Raw genomic sequence first — 15228 nt, 5'->3', positions numbered from 1 at the left:
GGTCCCGCCCCTGGATCTTCCGGACACGGCCCAGGGCCTGTCCCGCGAAGATCCGCCGGACAGGCCCTAGCACCGCGTGTCCCTCGCGCTCGCCTGCTCCCGGGCGAACAGCAGGGTCAGCCAGGGGAGTTCGTACCGCACGCACTCCTCGGCCGCCTCGGTGTGCGCGGTCACCTCGGGGCAGAGCGGCGGGGGCAGGACGCCGACATCGATCAGGTTCTCCAGGGCCCGTTGCGCGGCCCGGCCCTCCACGCCCAGGGCGCGGGCCGCGGTGGGGAGGGAGAAGGCGGGGCCCGGCAGCGCCGCCAGGGCGTCGAGGGTGTCGCGGGCGGGCAGGGGCAGCCGGGCCCAGGTGCCCGCGAGCCTGGTGCGGACCCCGACACCGCCGGACGCCAGCTCGTCCAGGGCCTCCGCCGGGTGCTCCAGCCGGTCCGCGTACTGGCCGAGCGGCATGTGGCGCAGCACGCAGAGGCGGTTGCCGGCCGCGCGCAGGGCGAACGGAAGCAGCCCGGTGGCGGCGACGATACGCGCGGCGGCGGCCGGTTCGGCGGCCGCCCGGGTCCGGCCGATGATCCCGCCGAGCAGGCCCAGGGCCTCGTCGGGGGTGAGCGGCGGGAGTTCGGTCCGGTGCGCGGCCTCCAGGCCGGGCAGCCGGCTCCGGGAGGTGACCAGCGCGGCGGTGGTACCCGAGGGCGGCAGCAGCGGGCCGAGGGCGGCAGCGTCCGGAGCGTCGTCCAGGACCAGCAGGATCCGCCGCCCGGACAGCCAGGACCGCCAGGCGGTCGCGGCCTCCTCCCGGCCGGCCGGCAGGCGTTCCGTACAGCCCAGGGCGCGGGCCAGCTCCGCCAGCACCGAGGCCCACGGGCGTATGGAACCGTCCTCGGCGCAGAGCCGGGTGGCGACCACGCCGTCCGGGTAGTGGGCGGCCAGGCGGTGCGCCACGTGCACCGCCAGAGCCGTCTTGCCGACACCGGCCGGTCCGGTGAGCAGTACCGGCGGACCGCCCTCGCCGCCCAGCCGCGCGGCGACCGCCTCCGCCTCACGCGCCCGCCCGGTGAAGTCGGCGAGGCCGGGCGGCAGCAGCCGGGGCCCGGTGGCAGCGCCGCTCGGCCGGGGCGGGGCGGCGTCCGCGAGCACGGCGCGGTAGGCGCCCCGCACCGCCGTGCCGGGCTCCAGCCCCAGCTCGCGGGAGAGCTGCTGCCGGCAGTCGTCGTACGCGGCCAGCGCCTCCGTGCGGCGGCCGACCCGGTGCAGCGCGGTGATCTGGGCGGCGCGCAGCCGCTCCCGCAGCGGGTGGCGGGCGACCATCTCGTCCACGGTGTCGGCGACCGCGGCCGCGTCACCCGTCTCCAACTGCGCCTCCGCCCACGCCTCGTACACCGCGAGCCGGCGCACATGGCGGCGTGCGACGGCGGCGCGCAGCACATCGGCGCGGCCCGCGAGATCGCTGAAGGGCTCATGCCGCCACAGGTCGAGTGCCTGGCGGTAGAACCGGGCGGCGCGGCTCGGGGCGCCCGCACGCACCTCGGCGTCACCGCGGCGGGCCAGTTCCTCGAAGCGCAGGCTGTCGCACTCGTCGGCGCCCAGATGCAGGACATACCCGCCGGGACCGTGGTGCAGCCGGCCCAGATCGCCGGGGTCCAGGACCCGCCGCAGCGTCGACACGTACACCTGGAGGTTCTTGCGGGCCGTGCGCGGCGGGTCGTCCGGCCAGACGGCGTCGGTCAGTTCCTCCAGGGAGACCGGCGCGTTCGGCCGGGTCAGCAGGACCGCCAGGACCAGACGCTGCTTCAGCGGGCCGAGCGGCAGCACAAGCCCGTCTCGGGTGGCGCGCAGCGGGCCGAGCAGGTCGATCCGCAGACGCGCGCCGGCGCGTTCTCCCGCCGCCCCGGACTCCGCCTCCCCGGGGCGGGTTTCCGCAAAGGTATCCGTCATATTTCCCTCAACCCCTTCCCCAGCCGGTGTCGTCGGAGTTCGGGGAGCAGAGAACAATGGCGTGCACGAAAGCCTCCGGGGAGCGGTCGGGGGGGTGAGCGAATCCGCGAGGAGCCGTGAATTCGGCGGGAATACGAGGGAATTCCCGCCGTTCTTCACAGCATGGTCACAAGCCGGGGGCGCGGCCATGGGCTTGAGGATGGCTCAAGGTGCATGCAGCAACAGACCCGCCGGGACGAAGGGTGGACAAGCCTCATAGCGGGGTGAAACGGCCGACCGGCCGCGCGGGCGGACGGCCCCGCTCCCGTACCGGCTCCGAACCGGACCCCAACCACTGCCGAACCGGCGCCGCGCACGCTGGCGCCGCATGCCCAGGTGACCGAGGAGGTGACGCGATGCGACTGGCGGAGATCATCGAACTGCGTCCGGTGCCCGCCGCCGGGCTGCTCGCCACCCTCACCAGACGCTGCCCGCTGAGCTGCGCCCACTGCTCCACCTCGTCCGGCCTCCGGGGCGAGGACACCCCCGCCGACGCGCTGCGCCGGTTCGTCGGCGGCTTCACCCCCGGCGACCGCCCGCAGGTCCTCATGCTCACGGGCGGTGAACCCCTGCTGCGGCCCCGGCTCGTGGACGGCCTCGCCGGACTCGCCGCGCGGGCCGGGACCCGGACGGCCGTCCTGAGCGGCATGTTCTTCGCGGCCGACGGACGGATACCGGCCCGCATCATGCGCGCGCTGCGCCACATCGACCATTTCTCCGCCAGCATCGACGTATTCCACGAACGCGAGGTGCCGCGCGCGGCGGTATTCCGCGCGGTGCACCACATCATGGAAAAAGGAATCGACGCGAGTTTCCATGTCGTGGGCCTTTCACCCGACGACCCCTATCTCGCGGACGTCACCGCCGCCATCCGGACCGAGTTCCGGGACCGCGCGGCCGTCCTCGTCAACCACGTACGCCCGGCCGGACGCGCCGCGCACTGGGCGGCCGCGCGCCCGCTGGGCGGAGCCGGGCAGCGCCCCGCCCCGTGCGCCATGGCGGCCTGGCCGACCGTGGCCTTCGACGGGACCGTCACCGCCTGCTGCAACCAGCGCGTGGTGGACGCCCGCCCCGCGCCGCCGCACCTGCGGCTCGGCCACATCGCCGTCGACGACTGGACGGACATACGGCGCCGCTGCCAGGAGTCGCCCGTGCTGCGCACCCTGCGGACCGCCGGCGCCGGCTCCTGCGCGGACTGCCGGACCCTGGCGCGGCGCCCCGGGGCGCTGGGGGCGGCGCGGGCAGCCGGGTCCAGCCCCGCCGCCGGCGCGATGGACGTGCTCGGCGCCCGGCTCCAGCGCGACGCGGGGGCCGAGACGCTGCTGCGCCGGTACGGCACCGGTCGGTACGCGCCGCTCGTGCTGCTCGGCGGCCGGGACGGCGAGGAGGCACCCGCGTGAGAAGCACCGGCGCCACCTCGCCGGCCGCCGCGCTGCTGCGGCTGGAACTCTCCCTCGTCCAGCCGGTGTTGCGGTCGGCCGCCGCCCGCATGTGGCGCTCCGGCCCCGGGCTCCCCGCCCGCTACCGCCACTACCTGCACACCATGCACCAGGTGATCCGCGCCTCCGTCCCCCTCATGGAACGGGCCGCCGGGCACTGCGAGGCGCTGCCGCACGACCCGGTGGCACTGCCGCTCGCCCGGTACCTGCGGGCGCACGCCGAAGAGGAACGCGGCCACGACGACTGGCTGCTCACGGACGCAGCCGTCTGCGGGGCGCCGCCCGGCGAGCTGACCGCCGCCGTCCCGCCCGCCCGGGTCGCCTCCCTCGTCGGGGCCCAGTACTACTGGATCGAGCACAGCCATCCGGTGGCCCTGCTCGGCTACATCGCCGTGCTGGAGGGCAACGCACCGGCCCCCGGCCTGGCCGCCAGGCTCGCGAGGGAGACCGGGCTGTCGCCCGCCGCCTTCGAGACCGTACGCCTGCACGCCGACCTCGACGACGGGCACAGCGCGGACCTGGACCGGCTCATCGGCCGGCTGCCGCTGAGCCCGCAACAGCGCTCCCTGATCGCCGTCAGCGCGCTGCACACCGTCACCGCACTCGCCGAGCTGTTCGACCGCATCGCCACGGGACCACACACATCGGGGAGCACCCATGACTGACCCTGCGGACGACCGCGACCGCCTGCGCGCACTGGAGGACGCCGGGTTCCCGCTGCACAGCCTCTCGCCCGAGCAGCGGGACGTACTCCGGGACCTCAGCGCGGAGGAACTGACCCTGCTGCTGGGCCTCAAGGAGCGGCTGGACGCGGCCGAGCCAGAGGTACAGGCGCACAGCGAGATCGCCGGCGGAGCGCTGTTCTGATGACCACCGCCACACGGACGAAGTGCCCCGACTGCCCCGAACCGCCACCGGACGGCGCGGCCTTCTGCCCCCGGTGCGGGACCGCCTGCGTCCCGGCGGCAGGTTCCGGCGCGGCCGAGGAACGCCGGGTGGTCACCGTCGTCTTCTGCGACCTCGTCGGCTCCACGGCCCTGTCCGGACGGCTCGACCCGGAGACGCTGCGCACGGTGACCCTGCGGTACTTCGCGCTGATGCGGACCCGTATCGAGGAACACGGTGGCACGGTGGAGAAGTTCATCGGCGACGCCGTGATGGCGGTCTTCGGCGTCCCCGCCCGCCACGAGGACGACGCCCACCGGGCCCTGGCCGCCGCCCGCTCCATGGTCACCGGCCTCGACGGCCTCAACGCCGACCTGGACCGCAGGCACGGAGTACGGCTCGCCGTCCGCATCGGCGTGAACACCGGCGAGGTCGTGGTGAACGCCGACCCGACGGCCCGGCAGGCCCTGGTCTCCGGCGAAGTCGTCAACATCGCCGCCCGCCTCGAACAGCACGCCGGCACGGGCGAGATCCTCATCGGCCCCGCCACCCTCCGCGCCGCCGGACCCTCGGCGGTCACCGAACCGGCCGGGGCGCTCGCCCTCAAGGGCGTCGTGGCCCCCGTACCCGCCCACCGCCTGGTCGCACTCCACGAGGACGACCCGGAACGGGTCCGGCGATTCGACACCCCCTTCATCGGCCGCGAACAGGAACTCGCCGAACTCCGGCTGCTGCTCCGCAAACTGGCCACCGACCCCCGCTCGCACCTGGTCACCGTCTACGGCGAGGCGGGCCTCGGCAAGACCCGGCTGCTGCGCGAATGGCTGCGGGACTGCCCGGCGTACGGGGAAGGCAGATGCCGCCCGTACGGCGAGACCGGGACCCTCGCACCGCTCGCCGAAGCGGTGCGCCAAGTGCTCCTGGCCGTCGGGGAGGACGCCGGGCTCGCCCGGCTGCCGGCCCCGGAGCGGACCGAGGCGGACCATGCGCTGCGCCTCCTGCGCGGCGGACTGCTCGCGGACGGCACCCCCAGCCCCTCCACCGACGACACGCTCATGGCCCTGGCCTGCCTGCTGGACGCCCTCTCGCGGGAACGGCCCGTGGTGCTCGTCCTGGACGACTGCCACTGGGCGTCCGCGCCGCTGCTCGACCTCGCGGACCGGCTGCTGGACGAACTCGACCGCTCCGCCGTCGCCCTGGTGTGCGCCGCACGCCCCGAACTCCTGGAGACCCACCCGGGGTGGGGCAGCGGCCGGATGCGCTCCGCCTCCCTCATGCTCACCCCGCTCACGCGCCAGGAGGCCGCGGCCCTGGCCGGCGAACTCGTCGAGGTCGCCGCCCACCGCCAGGGCGTGCTGGAGAGCGCGCTCGACCGCGCCGAGGGCAACCCGCTCTACCTGGAACACCTGACGGCCGTGGCCGCCGAGTGCGACGACCTGCCGCTCACCGTGCACGCCCTGCTCGGCGCCCGCATCGACGCGCTGCCGCCCGAGGAGCGGACCCTGCTGCAACTCGCCGCCGTCCTGGGCCGCGAGTTTCGCCGCGCCGACCTGACCGGGCTGGCCGCCGCCGAGGAAGCGCGAACCGCCGACTCCGCCACCGGCCTGCTGCGCGGACTGCTGCGGCGGCGGCTCATCGAGACCGGCGACCGCAGCCGGGCCGCGAGCGCCGTGCTCCGGTTCGGCAGCGCCCTCGTCCAGGAGACCGCGTACCGGGGGATGGCCAAGAAGGTGCGCGCCCGGCGGCACGAGCACGCCGCCCGGGTCCTGACCGGGCGGGAGGCGGGAGACGCCGCCGCCGGCACCCACCTGGCGCGCGCCCACCGGCTCCTGACCGAACTCGGCGCGCACGACGAGGACACCGACGTACTGCGGGCCCGCGCCGCGGGACTGCTCACCCGGGCCGGCGCGGCCGCCCTGGCCCGCTCCGACCTGGCCTGGGCCGACGACCTCCTGACCCAGGCCCTCGACCTGGCCGCCCCCGGCGAGCCCGTCGCCGCCGAGGCCGCCCGCCGCCTCGGCGAGACGAAGGCGGCCCGCGGCGACGCGGTGCGCGGCCGGGAACTCCTCGCCGAGGCGCTCGGCACCGCCGAGCAGGCCGGTGACGCGCTGGGCGCCGCCCACGCCCGGCTCGCGCTGACCGCGCTCGACCCCCGGCACGGCTCGGCCGCCGACGTCGCCGAGGCCGCGCTCGGCCCGTTCACGGCGGCCGGCGACGACCAGGGCATCGCCCGCGCCTGCGTGCGCATGGCCCAGGACCGCCAGCGGCGCGGCCGGCACGCCCAGGCCGAGGCGCTGCTCAGCCGCGCACTCGACCACGCGGACCGCGCCGACGCCGAACCCGAACGGGCCCTCGCACTCGGCGCGTTCGGGATCTCCCTGTGGCGTGGCCCGACCCCGGTCGCCCGCGCCGTCGAGCGCTGCGAACAGCTCCTCGCCGCCCATGGCGCCGGGCGGCCGACGGTGCGCGCCACCCTGGCCTGCCCGCTGGCCGTGCTCCTGGCCCTCCACGGCCGCCCCGGCCAGGCCCGGGCCTTGCTGGCCGAGGCGGCGGGGCTCGCCCACGGCCTCGGCTACGCGGAGAGCGCGTTGTTCGTCCCGCTGTTCGCCGCCGAGGTCGAGGCGCTGACGGGCACCCCCGAGCGCAGACTCGCCCTGCTCGACGAGGCGGCCCGCGCCGGACGGGAACTCGGCGCCACGGGTGCGCTGCCCGGCATCGCCCGCGAACGGGCCCGCCTGCTGCTGGAGCGCGGCGAGCCGGCCCAGGCACTGGCCCTGCCCGACCCGCTGGAGGCCGGGCTGCCCCCGGCGGAGTCCGCCGACGCCTTCGGGCTGCGGGCCCGCGCCCTCGCACTCGCCGGGGAACCGGCCGCCGCCCGCACCTGCGCGCTGCGGGCGACCGCCGCCGCGGGTGACACCGACTCACCGGTCGTGCGCGGCACGGCCGCCCTCGACCTCGCGCACACCCTGCGCACCCTGGCGCTGCCCGGCGAGGCGGCCCGGGAGGCGCGTACGGCGCTGCGGCACTTCGCCGCCAAGGGACACCGGCTCGGCGCGGACCGCGCGGCCGCGTTCGCCGACGACAGCGCGGCCGCGGCCCGGGACACCGACCCGGCCGGGCGGGAAGGCAGGACCCTATGACCACCAAGACGGCGGAAGGGCTCACCTGGAGCCTGCGCGACCGCACGCCCGACGACCTCGCGATGCTCGCCGACACGGTGCCGGCCCTCTCGGCCGACCCCTCGCAGTGGTCGGACGGGGCAGGCGTTCGCGTCTGCGTCGTCGACACCGGGGTGGAGTGCGGGCACCCCGGGGTCGGCCCGGTCGACGGCTCGTACGAGGTGAGCGCCGGCGCGGACGGGACCCCGCGGGTCATCGACAGCGGCCCGCTGCCCGACGGAGCCGGCGACGGATGCGGGCACGGCACGGCGTGCGCCGGGATCGTGCGGCGGGTGGCCCCGGAATGCTCCCTGTACAGCGTGCGCGTGCTCGGCCAGGGCTTCACCGGCACCGGCGACGCCCTGCTCACTGGGTTGCGCTGGGCCGTCGACCAGGGCTTCGACGTGGTCAACCTGAGCCTGTCCACGACCCGCCCGCAGTTCCTGGAGACCCTGCGCTCCCTGGCCGACCAGGCGTTCTTCACCGGCACCACGCTGGTGGCATCGGCCCACAACACGCCCGTGGAGAGCTTCCCCTGGCGGTTCTCCTCGGTGATCTCGGTCGGCACGCACCGCGAGGACGACCCCGGGCTCTTCCTCTACAACCCCGCACCGCCCGTCGAGTTCTTCGCGCCCGGCCAGAACGTGCAGGTGGCCTGGACGGGCGGCAAGACCATCCGCACCACGGGCAACAGCTTCGCCACCCCGTTCATCAGCGGGCTGTGCGCGCGGCTGCTCGGCAGCCGCCCCAAGCTGACCCCGTTCCAGATCAAGCACGCGCTGTACCTCTCCGCCGCGAACGTACGCATCGGCGATCCAGGAACCCGAGGTGAATCATGAGCCAGTCCCACGGCCTCGTCCCCGCCACCGGCGCGGGCCCCGCGACACGGGCGGGCAGCGCCGAACGCGATCTGCTGCAGTCCGTCGTCGAGACCGCGCGCGCCATCTTCGGCGCCGCGGCCAGCTCCGTCCTGCTGCACGACCGGGACGCCGACGAACTGGTCTTCCAGGCGGTGGCCGGGGAGGGCGAGGAGGCCCTCGTGGGCTCCCGGTTCCCGGCCGGCCGGGGGCTCGCGGGCTGGGTGCTCGTCTCCGGCGAGCCGATGGTCGCGGACGACCTGAAGCGGCAGGGCATGTTCGCCCGCGATGTCGCCCGGTCGACCGGCTACGTCCCGGACGCGCTGATGGCCGCGCCGCTCGCCCACCACGACCGGGTGCTCGGCGTGCTCGAAGTCCTCGATCCGGTCGAGCAGTCCCGCTCCAGCCTCACCGAACTCGACCTGCTCGCCCTCTTCGCCCGACAGGCGGCAGCGGCCCTCGCCGTCGTCACCGAGCGGCGCGCGGAGGAGACACCCACGGCGGTCCGGACGCGGAGCCTGGAACTGGTGACCGCCCTGCGCGACGTCCTGCTCGACGGCCTTCCGCCGCAGGCCCCGCACGGGGGCTGAGCCGGGGGCGTCAGCGTGCCGCCGACTCCACGGCGTCGGCGGCACGCGCCTCGCTCTTGCCGTCGGCCAGCAGACCGCCGACCTCCCGCACCCGCGCGCACAGCCCCGGATCGCGGCCCGTGTCCTCGACGGCGCCGCGCAGTGCGGCCGCGTCCGCCCCGGCCTCCGGCAGCCTGCGGGCGACCCCGGCGCGCAGACAGGCGGCGGCGAGGACCTGCTGCTCCGACCCGTTGGGGGCGACGAGCAGCGGCTTGCCGTACAGGAGCGCCGCGAGCACGGGGGCGGACGTGGCATTGGTCAGGACGAGGTCCGCCCGCTCCACGAGCGGCCCCATCCACGCCCGGCGCCCGATGGCCAGCCGGGCGTCCGGGGCGGCCTCGGGGGCACCGGACCGGCCCAGCTCGACGACGGCCCGGTACGTTCCGGAGGCGAACGCGGCGTTCAGACGCGGCCAGAGACTGCTGCCGCCGAAGGTGCGGCCCAGATGCACGTACGCGACAGGCCCGGCGGCCGGCAACGGCTCCGGCACCGGGGGCGCCGGCTCCCACCAGCAGGGGCCGACATGGCGTACGGCCGGGGGCAGTTCGGCGCCGGGGACCTCCATGACGGGGTGGCCGCGCAGCAGGAAGGCGGTGCCCAGGAGCGGGGTGTCCGGGAAGCGGTCGCGGCGCGGGGCGAGCCCGGCGCCCTCCCGGAGCGCCGTGTAGTGCTCCAGCGTCCGGGCCAGCCGCCAGGCGCGGCCGCAGCCGTCGTCCGGGCCGGTGCGGTAGGGCCACAGGTGCGCCGCGAGCCCCAGGACCACCACCGGCAGTCCGGCCGCCTCGGCGGCCACCAGCGCGCCGTGGTTGAGCACCGAGGTGACCAGCACATCGGGGCGCAGCGCGCGGACCGCCCCGGCCACGACGGCGTACTGCTCGGGGCCCCGGCCCATCCAGTGGGTCACCGACAGCGCGGCGCGTCCGACGACGGCCGCAGGCCCGAGTCCCGCGGCGGTGACGGCGGGCGCGGCGTCCGGTCCGCCGAGGACCTGGACGGTGTGGCCGCGGCGGCTCAGCTCGCGGCCGGCCGCGAGGACCGGGTAGAGGTAGCCGGGATCGCTCAGCGGGCACAGCAGTACGTTCATCCGGAGGCGTCCTTCGTCAGGTCGAGGCCAAGATGGTGGGCGAGGAAGGCCATGACGTCCGCGTACAGGCCGGCGCTGCGCGAGACGCCGCGCGTGCCGTGCCCCACACCGCGCTCGGTGCGCAGCACCACCGGCCCGTCCCCCGAACCGGCCCACTGGAGCGCGGCGCACATCTTCCGCGCGTGCGCCGGGTCGACGCGGCTGTCGCCGTCGAACACGGCCAGCAGCACGGCCGGGTAGCGCACGCCCTCGCGCACCCGGTGGTACGGGGAGTACGCCAGCAACCGCGCGAAGTCGGCGGGGTCCTGGGCGCTCCCGTACTCCTCGCGCCAGCTCGCCCCCATCCCCGACAGCTCGTAGCGCACCATGTCCAGCAGCGGCGCCGCGCACACCACCGCCCCGTACAGCTCCGGCCTGCGCGTCAGTGCGGCGCCCGCCAGCAGGCCGCCGTTGGAGCTGCCGAGCACCCCGAGCCGGCCCGGCGCGGCCCAGCCCCCGGCGAGCAGGTGGCCGGCGGCGGCGTCGAAGTCCTCGAAGGTGCGGTGCTTGTGCTCGCGGCGCCCGGCCCGGTGCCACTCCTCGCCCTCCTCGCCGCCCCCGCGCACACAGGCCACCGCGTACACCCCGCCCGCCCGCACCCAGGGCACCGCCTGCGGGGTGAAGCCGGGCGTCATCGAGGCGCCGAAACCGCCGTATCCGGTGAGGACGGCGGGGCGGGGGCGATCGGGAAAGCCGGCGGGGGACATCACGAACATGCGCACCTCGGTGCCGTCACCGGAACGGACGACCTCCTGGCTGACCCGCACCCCCTCGGCCGGCGGCGCGGCAGGCGGACCGCCCGCCCACGGACCGAGTCGGCCGGTCACCGCGTCGTAGTGCAGGACGGAGGCGGGGGTGATGTGGTCGGTGTACGCGAACCACACCTCGTGGCCCCCGTCCTGACGTGCCGTCAGGCGGGTGACCGTGCCCTGCCCCGGCAGCGGAACGGACCCCGTCCGTGCGCCGGTTCGGGCATCGTGCAGGGTCATCTCACCGACCGCGTGCCGGGTCCGTACGACCACCAGCAGCGGCCGCTCAAGCGCCGGCCCGTCCAGGACCGCGACGTCCCCGAGCACCGTGCCCGGTTCCTCGCCGACCAGGGTGCGCCACCGGCCGGGTCCCGTGGCATCGGGGCGGGCCTCGGCGATCCTGCCGCGCGGCGCGTCCGCCGTCGTCCTGAGCAGCAGCGGCCCGCCGCCGGAACGGACGCGGACCGAGGTGCGGGCGTCGGTCCCCTGCTGGAAGGGGCGCAGGACCGGCCGGTCCGGGCCGGCCGCGCTCAGGTCGGCCGTCCACAGATCGGTGCGGGGCGCGGTGCCCTCGCTGGCCCCGACGACCAGGAGCAGGCCGTCGGGCGAGGTGGCCACGGTGTAGTACTGGGTCTCGGACCGCCCGGCGCCGAAGATCTCGGTATCCAGGTCCGCCGGGGTTCCGACCCGGTGCAGATACACCCGGCGGTGACGTCCCCCCGTCCGCCCCGGCGGCAGCCTGCGTACGTAGTAGAAGGCCCGGCCGCCCGGCAGCCAGGCCACAGGGGAGCGGCGGACCCGGTCCACGGGCCCGTCCAGCACCGCCCCGGTCACCGCGTCGAGCACCCGCAGCACCGACTGCTCCGTACCGCCCGACGACAGCTGCACGGCCACCGAACCGCCCTCCCACGACGGCTCCCAGGCGTCCAGCACCGTCGAACCGGACGGGTCGGCGTCCAGCGGGTCGAGCAGCACCCTGGTCCGGCCGCCCTCGCGGACGGCGAGCACCGCGAACTCGCGCCCGGGGTCCCTGCGCAGATGGAACTCCCGCCCGCCACGCACCACCGGGGGCGAGGCGCCGCCCCCGGAGAGCAGCGCCGCCATCCGGCCGCGCAACGCCTCCCGGCCGGGCCAGCGGGCCCGCTCCCCGGCGTAGAGCCGGTCCTGTGCGGCGCTCCAGACCGCGGTGGCGGGGTCGTCCGTGTCCTCCAGCCACCGGTACGGATCGGCCACCGGCCGGCCGTGGAGGACCTCGACCGGACCGGTGCGGGGAGCGGCCGGGTAGACCGGTCCGGCGTCGCGGGGCGGTGACACGGTCATCGCGGCCCTCCAGGGAGAACGGTCGCATCGGACACGGCGGGAGGCGGGCGCGGTCAGGAGCCGCCGCTGCCGGGACGCGACCCGGGAGGCGCCGGGACCAGTCCGGCGGCCCCGGCGTCGTCCTCACCGGCCGGCGCGGGCAGCGGCCCGTCCGCGTCCTTCGGCGCACCGCCGCGGTCGTCCTCGGTGGCGTCCAGACTGGTCTCGCGCAGCAGCGGCACCGAGGAGAGCAGGGTGACCACCGCCGCGGTGCCCGCCAGCACCAGCCAGGTGCGGCTCGCCCCGACGGAGTCCACGAACGAGCCCGCCACGATCGGCCCGGCGGAGGCCAGCCCGGCCATCATCAGGCCGGTCGCGGTGCTGACCCGGCCCAGCAGATCGCGGGGCGCGAGCACCAGCACCGCGCGGCCCACCACGATGCCCGCGGGCGGGCTGAAGAAGACGACCACGATCAGGACCGGGCCGATCGCCCAGGGAAGTGTCGTCCGGGAGAAGATGGCCAGGCCCAGCGCCCAGACCATGCCGATGAGCAGGAAGAGCCGCCCCGCCGGGTTCCGCTTGATCAGCCAGGGCGCGGCAGCCGCGCCCAGCAGCCCCCCGATGCCGGCACAGGCCATCACCGCGCCGATCGCCGTCCCGCCCGCGCCGCTCTGGCGCAGCGAGACGACCATCGTCACCTGCGCCGCCGCCGAGACGATGTTGATGCCCGCGGCGAAGATCAGGGCGGCCAGCAGCGCCCGCTGGTGCGTCAGCCAGCGCAGCCCGGCCGTCAGCCGGTTGTCGCGCTCGCTGTCCGCGACCCGTTCGGTCGGCCTGATCCCGATCCGCAGCAGCAGCACGGCCGACACCCCGTAGGAGGCGGCATCGACGGCGAACGGCAGGATCGGGTCCAGGGTGAACAGCCAGCCGCCCAGGAACGGGCCGATCAGCGAACTCGACGCCATCGCCGTCTGGCTGCGGCTCAGCGCGTCGGTGAGATCCTTCTCCGGCACCACGTCGCGCACCGCGATCGTGGCCGCGGGCGAGAACATCGCGGTGGCCGCCCCCTCCACCACGGCCACGCCGAGCAGCTGCGCCTGCCCGAGCCCTCCCAGCCCCGACGCCAGCGGGATGCTGGCCAGCGCCACCAGACGCACCACGTCGGTGCCCACCATGATCATCCGCCGGTCGAGCCGGTCGGCGAGATGGCCCGCGGGCAGCCTCAGCAGCGTCCGCGTCACCATCGAGCAGGTCGCGACCGTCCCCGCCTGGGCCGCGCTGCCGCCGATGGACAGCACGAGCAGCGGGAAGGCCAGCAGCGACAGCTGGGAGCCGAGGGTGGAGAGCGTCGAACTGAGCCAGTAGCGGCGGAAGTCGGCATTGGTGCGCAGAATGCCCGCGCTCTTCATACCGGCATTCACCCCAGCCGTCCGGCACCGTGCAGGCAGTCCAGCACCCCTGCGTCCACCCGGTCCTGGAAGACGGCGCGGACCGCCGCCTCCTCGTCGTAGCGGTAGTGGTCGTGACAGCTGACCCAGCGGCCCTTCGTCTGCTCCGCGCTCAGATAGCCGTCGGAGACGGTGCCGACCTCCATGCCGGGCTTCCCCGCGGTCTCCCAGCAACTGGCCAGCACACCATCGGCGTTGATGACCGCCCCGTACCGTCCGTCGGCGAAGGAGCAGGCCTGGCAGGGGACATGGGCGCGCGGCCGGGACACCGTGAAGCCGAGCTCCAGCGCGCGGGCGTGCCAGCGGACGAAGTCCTCGACCAGGCCGTCCTCGTGGAGCAGGTTGTTGGCGTAGCCGACGCCGACGTCGCCGACACGGGCGAAGTGGATGCCGCAACGGGCCGGGTCGAGGCGTGAACCGAGGCGTTCGACCAGCTCGTCGACGCCGTGCCGGTTCAGGTGCGAGACGTTGACCCGCAGCATCCAGCGCAGGGAGGTGCGCTCGATGGCGCGCGCGATGTTGGAGACGATGACGTCGAAGGTGCCGCCCCCGGAGCGCTTGACCCGGATCGAGTCGTGGTCGGCGCGGTCGCCGTCGAAGGTCACCTGGACGGAGCCGAGTCCCGCCGCGTTCAGCTCCTTCGCGATCAGCGGGGTGAGCAGCGTGCCGTTGGACGTCATCGACGCGGTGAGCGGGCCCAGTTCACCTGCCCGGGTGAGCAGGTCGCGGCAGCCGCGCGGGTTGAGCAGCGGCTCCCCGCCGAACAGCAGCAGCGACAGCCGGTCGAGCCCCGCCGCCTCCATGCGCGTCCGGGTGAAGTCCAGGACCTGCCCGACGGCCTCGGGCGTCAGACGGGCGTGGCGGATGCGCGGCGGCCTGCTGCCCCCCTTGGGGTCCTGCGAGGTGTTCTGGAAGCAGTAGCCGCAGCCGAGGTTGCAGTCGGTGCTGGTCAGCACGGTCAGGGAATACGAGCTGTAGGGCTTCAGGTCGTACAGACCGGCGTCGCGCAGATAGCGTTCGGCCGAGGGCCGCAGGGTGCCGTCGGGCTCCACCTGCGCGGGGCGCATCAGCGCGTACCCGCCGGCGCCGAGGAACCACCACCCCCTGTCGGCGCGGATCAGACGGGCCCCGGCGGAGGGGACGGCGAGGGACTGCGTACCGGACACGGCGACCTCCGGGTCGGGGCGGGGGCGGGAGCGGGGTGGCCGGGACGGGCCCCCGGCCGCGGCGACGAGGCCGCCGCGGCCGAGGAGGACCGGCCTGAGGACCGGATCAGAGGTTCTGCTCCTGGTGGACGCCGCACCACGGGGTGTCCTCGCCCTCCTCGGAGTGGGCGATCACCTCGGGCTCCTCGGCCACCTCCTGGTGCACACCGCACCAGCCGATGGGCGACTCGACGTGGGCTACGACCTCGGGCTCCTCGGCCACCTCCTGGTGCACACCGCACCAGCCGATGATGGCGTCGGAGTGGGCCTCCACCTCGGGGGTGTCCTGCTCGGGGGTCTCGTTGGGCTCGACGTTCTCGGCCATGATGGTCCTCCATACGACGGGCGATCGGGACGACGGACGGCGGCACTGCGCCGACGGCCAGGAAGCTAGGAGCACGGGGTTCGGCACCGGTTCGTCCCCGGTTGTGCGGCGGTGAATCCTCCTGGTGGGCGCCCCGG

General features: G+C 75.7%; 12 protein-coding genes. 6 read left to right on the top strand and 6 right to left on the bottom strand.

What is annotated here, in order from left to right:
* Positions 1-66: 66 nt before the first annotated feature.
* Complete coding sequence (locus tag ACWCXC_RS11565) at positions 67-1935, bottom strand: BTAD domain-containing putative transcriptional regulator (protein ID WP_450888285.1); 1869 nt, start codon at positions 1933-1935, stop codon at positions 67-69.
* Between the two features lie 395 nt (positions 1936-2330).
* Between ACWCXC_RS11565 and ACWCXC_RS11560 the strand changes: the two genes are divergently transcribed.
* The 6 genes from ACWCXC_RS11560 to ACWCXC_RS11535 are packed head-to-tail and all read left to right on the top strand — an operon-like array spanning position 2331 to position 8903.
* A complete protein-coding gene (locus ACWCXC_RS11560) occupies positions 2331-3374 on the top strand; it encodes a radical SAM/SPASM domain-containing protein (protein ID WP_450888283.1) in 1044 nt (347 codons plus the stop codon).
* Positions 3371-4078 carry an iron-containing redox enzyme family protein gene (locus ACWCXC_RS11555; RefSeq protein ID WP_450681108.1) on the top strand — a complete coding sequence of 236 codons (708 nt, stop codon included), beginning with the start codon at positions 3371-3373 and terminating at the stop codon, positions 4076-4078. Before ACWCXC_RS11560 ends, ACWCXC_RS11555 begins: the two co-directional genes overlap by 4 nt.
* Complete coding sequence (locus tag ACWCXC_RS11550) at positions 4071-4280, top strand: aroma-sacti cluster domain-containing protein (RefSeq protein WP_018550946.1); 210 nt, start codon at positions 4071-4073, stop codon at positions 4278-4280. Before ACWCXC_RS11555 ends, ACWCXC_RS11550 begins: the two co-directional genes overlap by 8 nt.
* Positions 4280-7438, top strand: a complete 3159-nt coding sequence (locus ACWCXC_RS11545) for an AAA family ATPase (protein ID WP_450888280.1) — start codon at positions 4280-4282, stop codon at positions 7436-7438. Before ACWCXC_RS11550 ends, ACWCXC_RS11545 begins: the two co-directional genes overlap by 1 nt.
* Positions 7435-8295 carry a S8 family peptidase gene (locus ACWCXC_RS11540; protein WP_450681110.1) on the top strand — a complete coding sequence of 287 codons (861 nt, stop codon included), beginning with the start codon at positions 7435-7437 and terminating at the stop codon, positions 8293-8295. Before ACWCXC_RS11545 ends, ACWCXC_RS11540 begins: the two co-directional genes overlap by 4 nt.
* Positions 8292-8903, top strand: coding sequence for a GAF domain-containing protein (locus ACWCXC_RS11535; protein WP_450681111.1), 612 nt, complete (start codon positions 8292-8294; stop codon positions 8901-8903). Before ACWCXC_RS11540 ends, ACWCXC_RS11535 begins: the two co-directional genes overlap by 4 nt.
* A 10-nt stretch (positions 8904-8913) precedes the next feature.
* On the opposite strand, the gene ACWCXC_RS11530 is transcribed toward ACWCXC_RS11535, so the two are convergent.
* From ACWCXC_RS11530 to ACWCXC_RS11510, 5 genes are all read right to left on the bottom strand, one after another.
* Complete coding sequence (locus ACWCXC_RS11530; RefSeq protein WP_450888278.1) at positions 8914-10026, bottom strand: glycosyltransferase; 1113 nt, start codon at positions 10024-10026, stop codon at positions 8914-8916.
* The gene (locus ACWCXC_RS11525) at positions 10023-12134 is read right to left on the bottom strand and encodes a prolyl oligopeptidase family serine peptidase (protein ID WP_450888276.1); all 2112 of its coding nucleotides are present in this window, start codon (positions 12132-12134) and stop codon (positions 10023-10025) included. The genes ACWCXC_RS11530 and ACWCXC_RS11525 overlap by 4 nt, the downstream gene beginning before the upstream one ends.
* A 53-nt stretch (positions 12135-12187) precedes the next feature.
* Positions 12188-13522 carry an MFS transporter gene (locus ACWCXC_RS11520; RefSeq protein ID WP_450681114.1) on the bottom strand — a complete coding sequence of 445 codons (1335 nt, stop codon included), beginning with the start codon at positions 13520-13522 and terminating at the stop codon, positions 12188-12190.
* A gap of 8 nt (positions 13523-13530) precedes the next feature.
* The gene (locus ACWCXC_RS11515) at positions 13531-14727 is read right to left on the bottom strand and encodes a radical SAM protein (protein WP_383642168.1); all 1197 of its coding nucleotides are present in this window, start codon (positions 14725-14727) and stop codon (positions 13531-13533) included.
* A 106-nt stretch (positions 14728-14833) separates the two neighbouring features.
* Positions 14834-15091, bottom strand: a complete 258-nt coding sequence (locus ACWCXC_RS11510; RefSeq protein ID WP_450681115.1) for a hypothetical protein — start codon at positions 15089-15091, stop codon at positions 14834-14836.
* Positions 15092-15228 lie beyond the last annotated feature (137 nt).

The sequence above is a fragment of the Streptomyces sp. NPDC001515 genome, assembly GCF_053597115.1.
This window is presented reverse-complemented; position numbering and strand designations above follow the sequence as displayed.

Excerpts from the sequence above, each read along its gene's own strand:
- ACWCXC_RS11565 (WP_450888285.1), bottom strand. The coding sequence starts at position 1,935 with ATGACGGATACCTTTGCGGAAACCCGCCCCGGGGAGGCGGAGTCCGGG.
- ACWCXC_RS11560 (WP_450888283.1), top strand. The coding sequence starts at position 2,331 with ATGCGACTGGCGGAGATCATCGAACTGCGTCCGGTGCCCGCCGCCGGG.
- ACWCXC_RS11550 (WP_018550946.1), top strand. The coding sequence starts at position 4,071 with ATGACTGACCCTGCGGACGACCGCGACCGCCTGCGCGCACTGGAGGAC.
- ACWCXC_RS11545 (WP_450888280.1), top strand. The coding sequence starts at position 4,280 with ATGACCACCGCCACACGGACGAAGTGCCCCGACTGCCCCGAACCGCCA.
- ACWCXC_RS11540 (WP_450681110.1), top strand. The coding sequence starts at position 7,435 with ATGACCACCAAGACGGCGGAAGGGCTCACCTGGAGCCTGCGCGACCGC.
- ACWCXC_RS11535 (WP_450681111.1), top strand. The coding sequence starts at position 8,292 with ATGAGCCAGTCCCACGGCCTCGTCCCCGCCACCGGCGCGGGCCCCGCG.
- ACWCXC_RS11530 (WP_450888278.1), bottom strand. The coding sequence starts at position 10,026 with ATGAACGTACTGCTGTGCCCGCTGAGCGATCCCGGCTACCTCTACCCG.
- ACWCXC_RS11525 (WP_450888276.1), bottom strand. The coding sequence starts at position 12,134 with ATGACCGTGTCACCGCCCCGCGACGCCGGACCGGTCTACCCGGCCGCT.
- ACWCXC_RS11520 (WP_450681114.1), bottom strand. The coding sequence starts at position 13,522 with ATGAAGAGCGCGGGCATTCTGCGCACCAATGCCGACTTCCGCCGCTAC.
- ACWCXC_RS11510 (WP_450681115.1), bottom strand. The coding sequence starts at position 15,091 with ATGGCCGAGAACGTCGAGCCCAACGAGACCCCCGAGCAGGACACCCCC.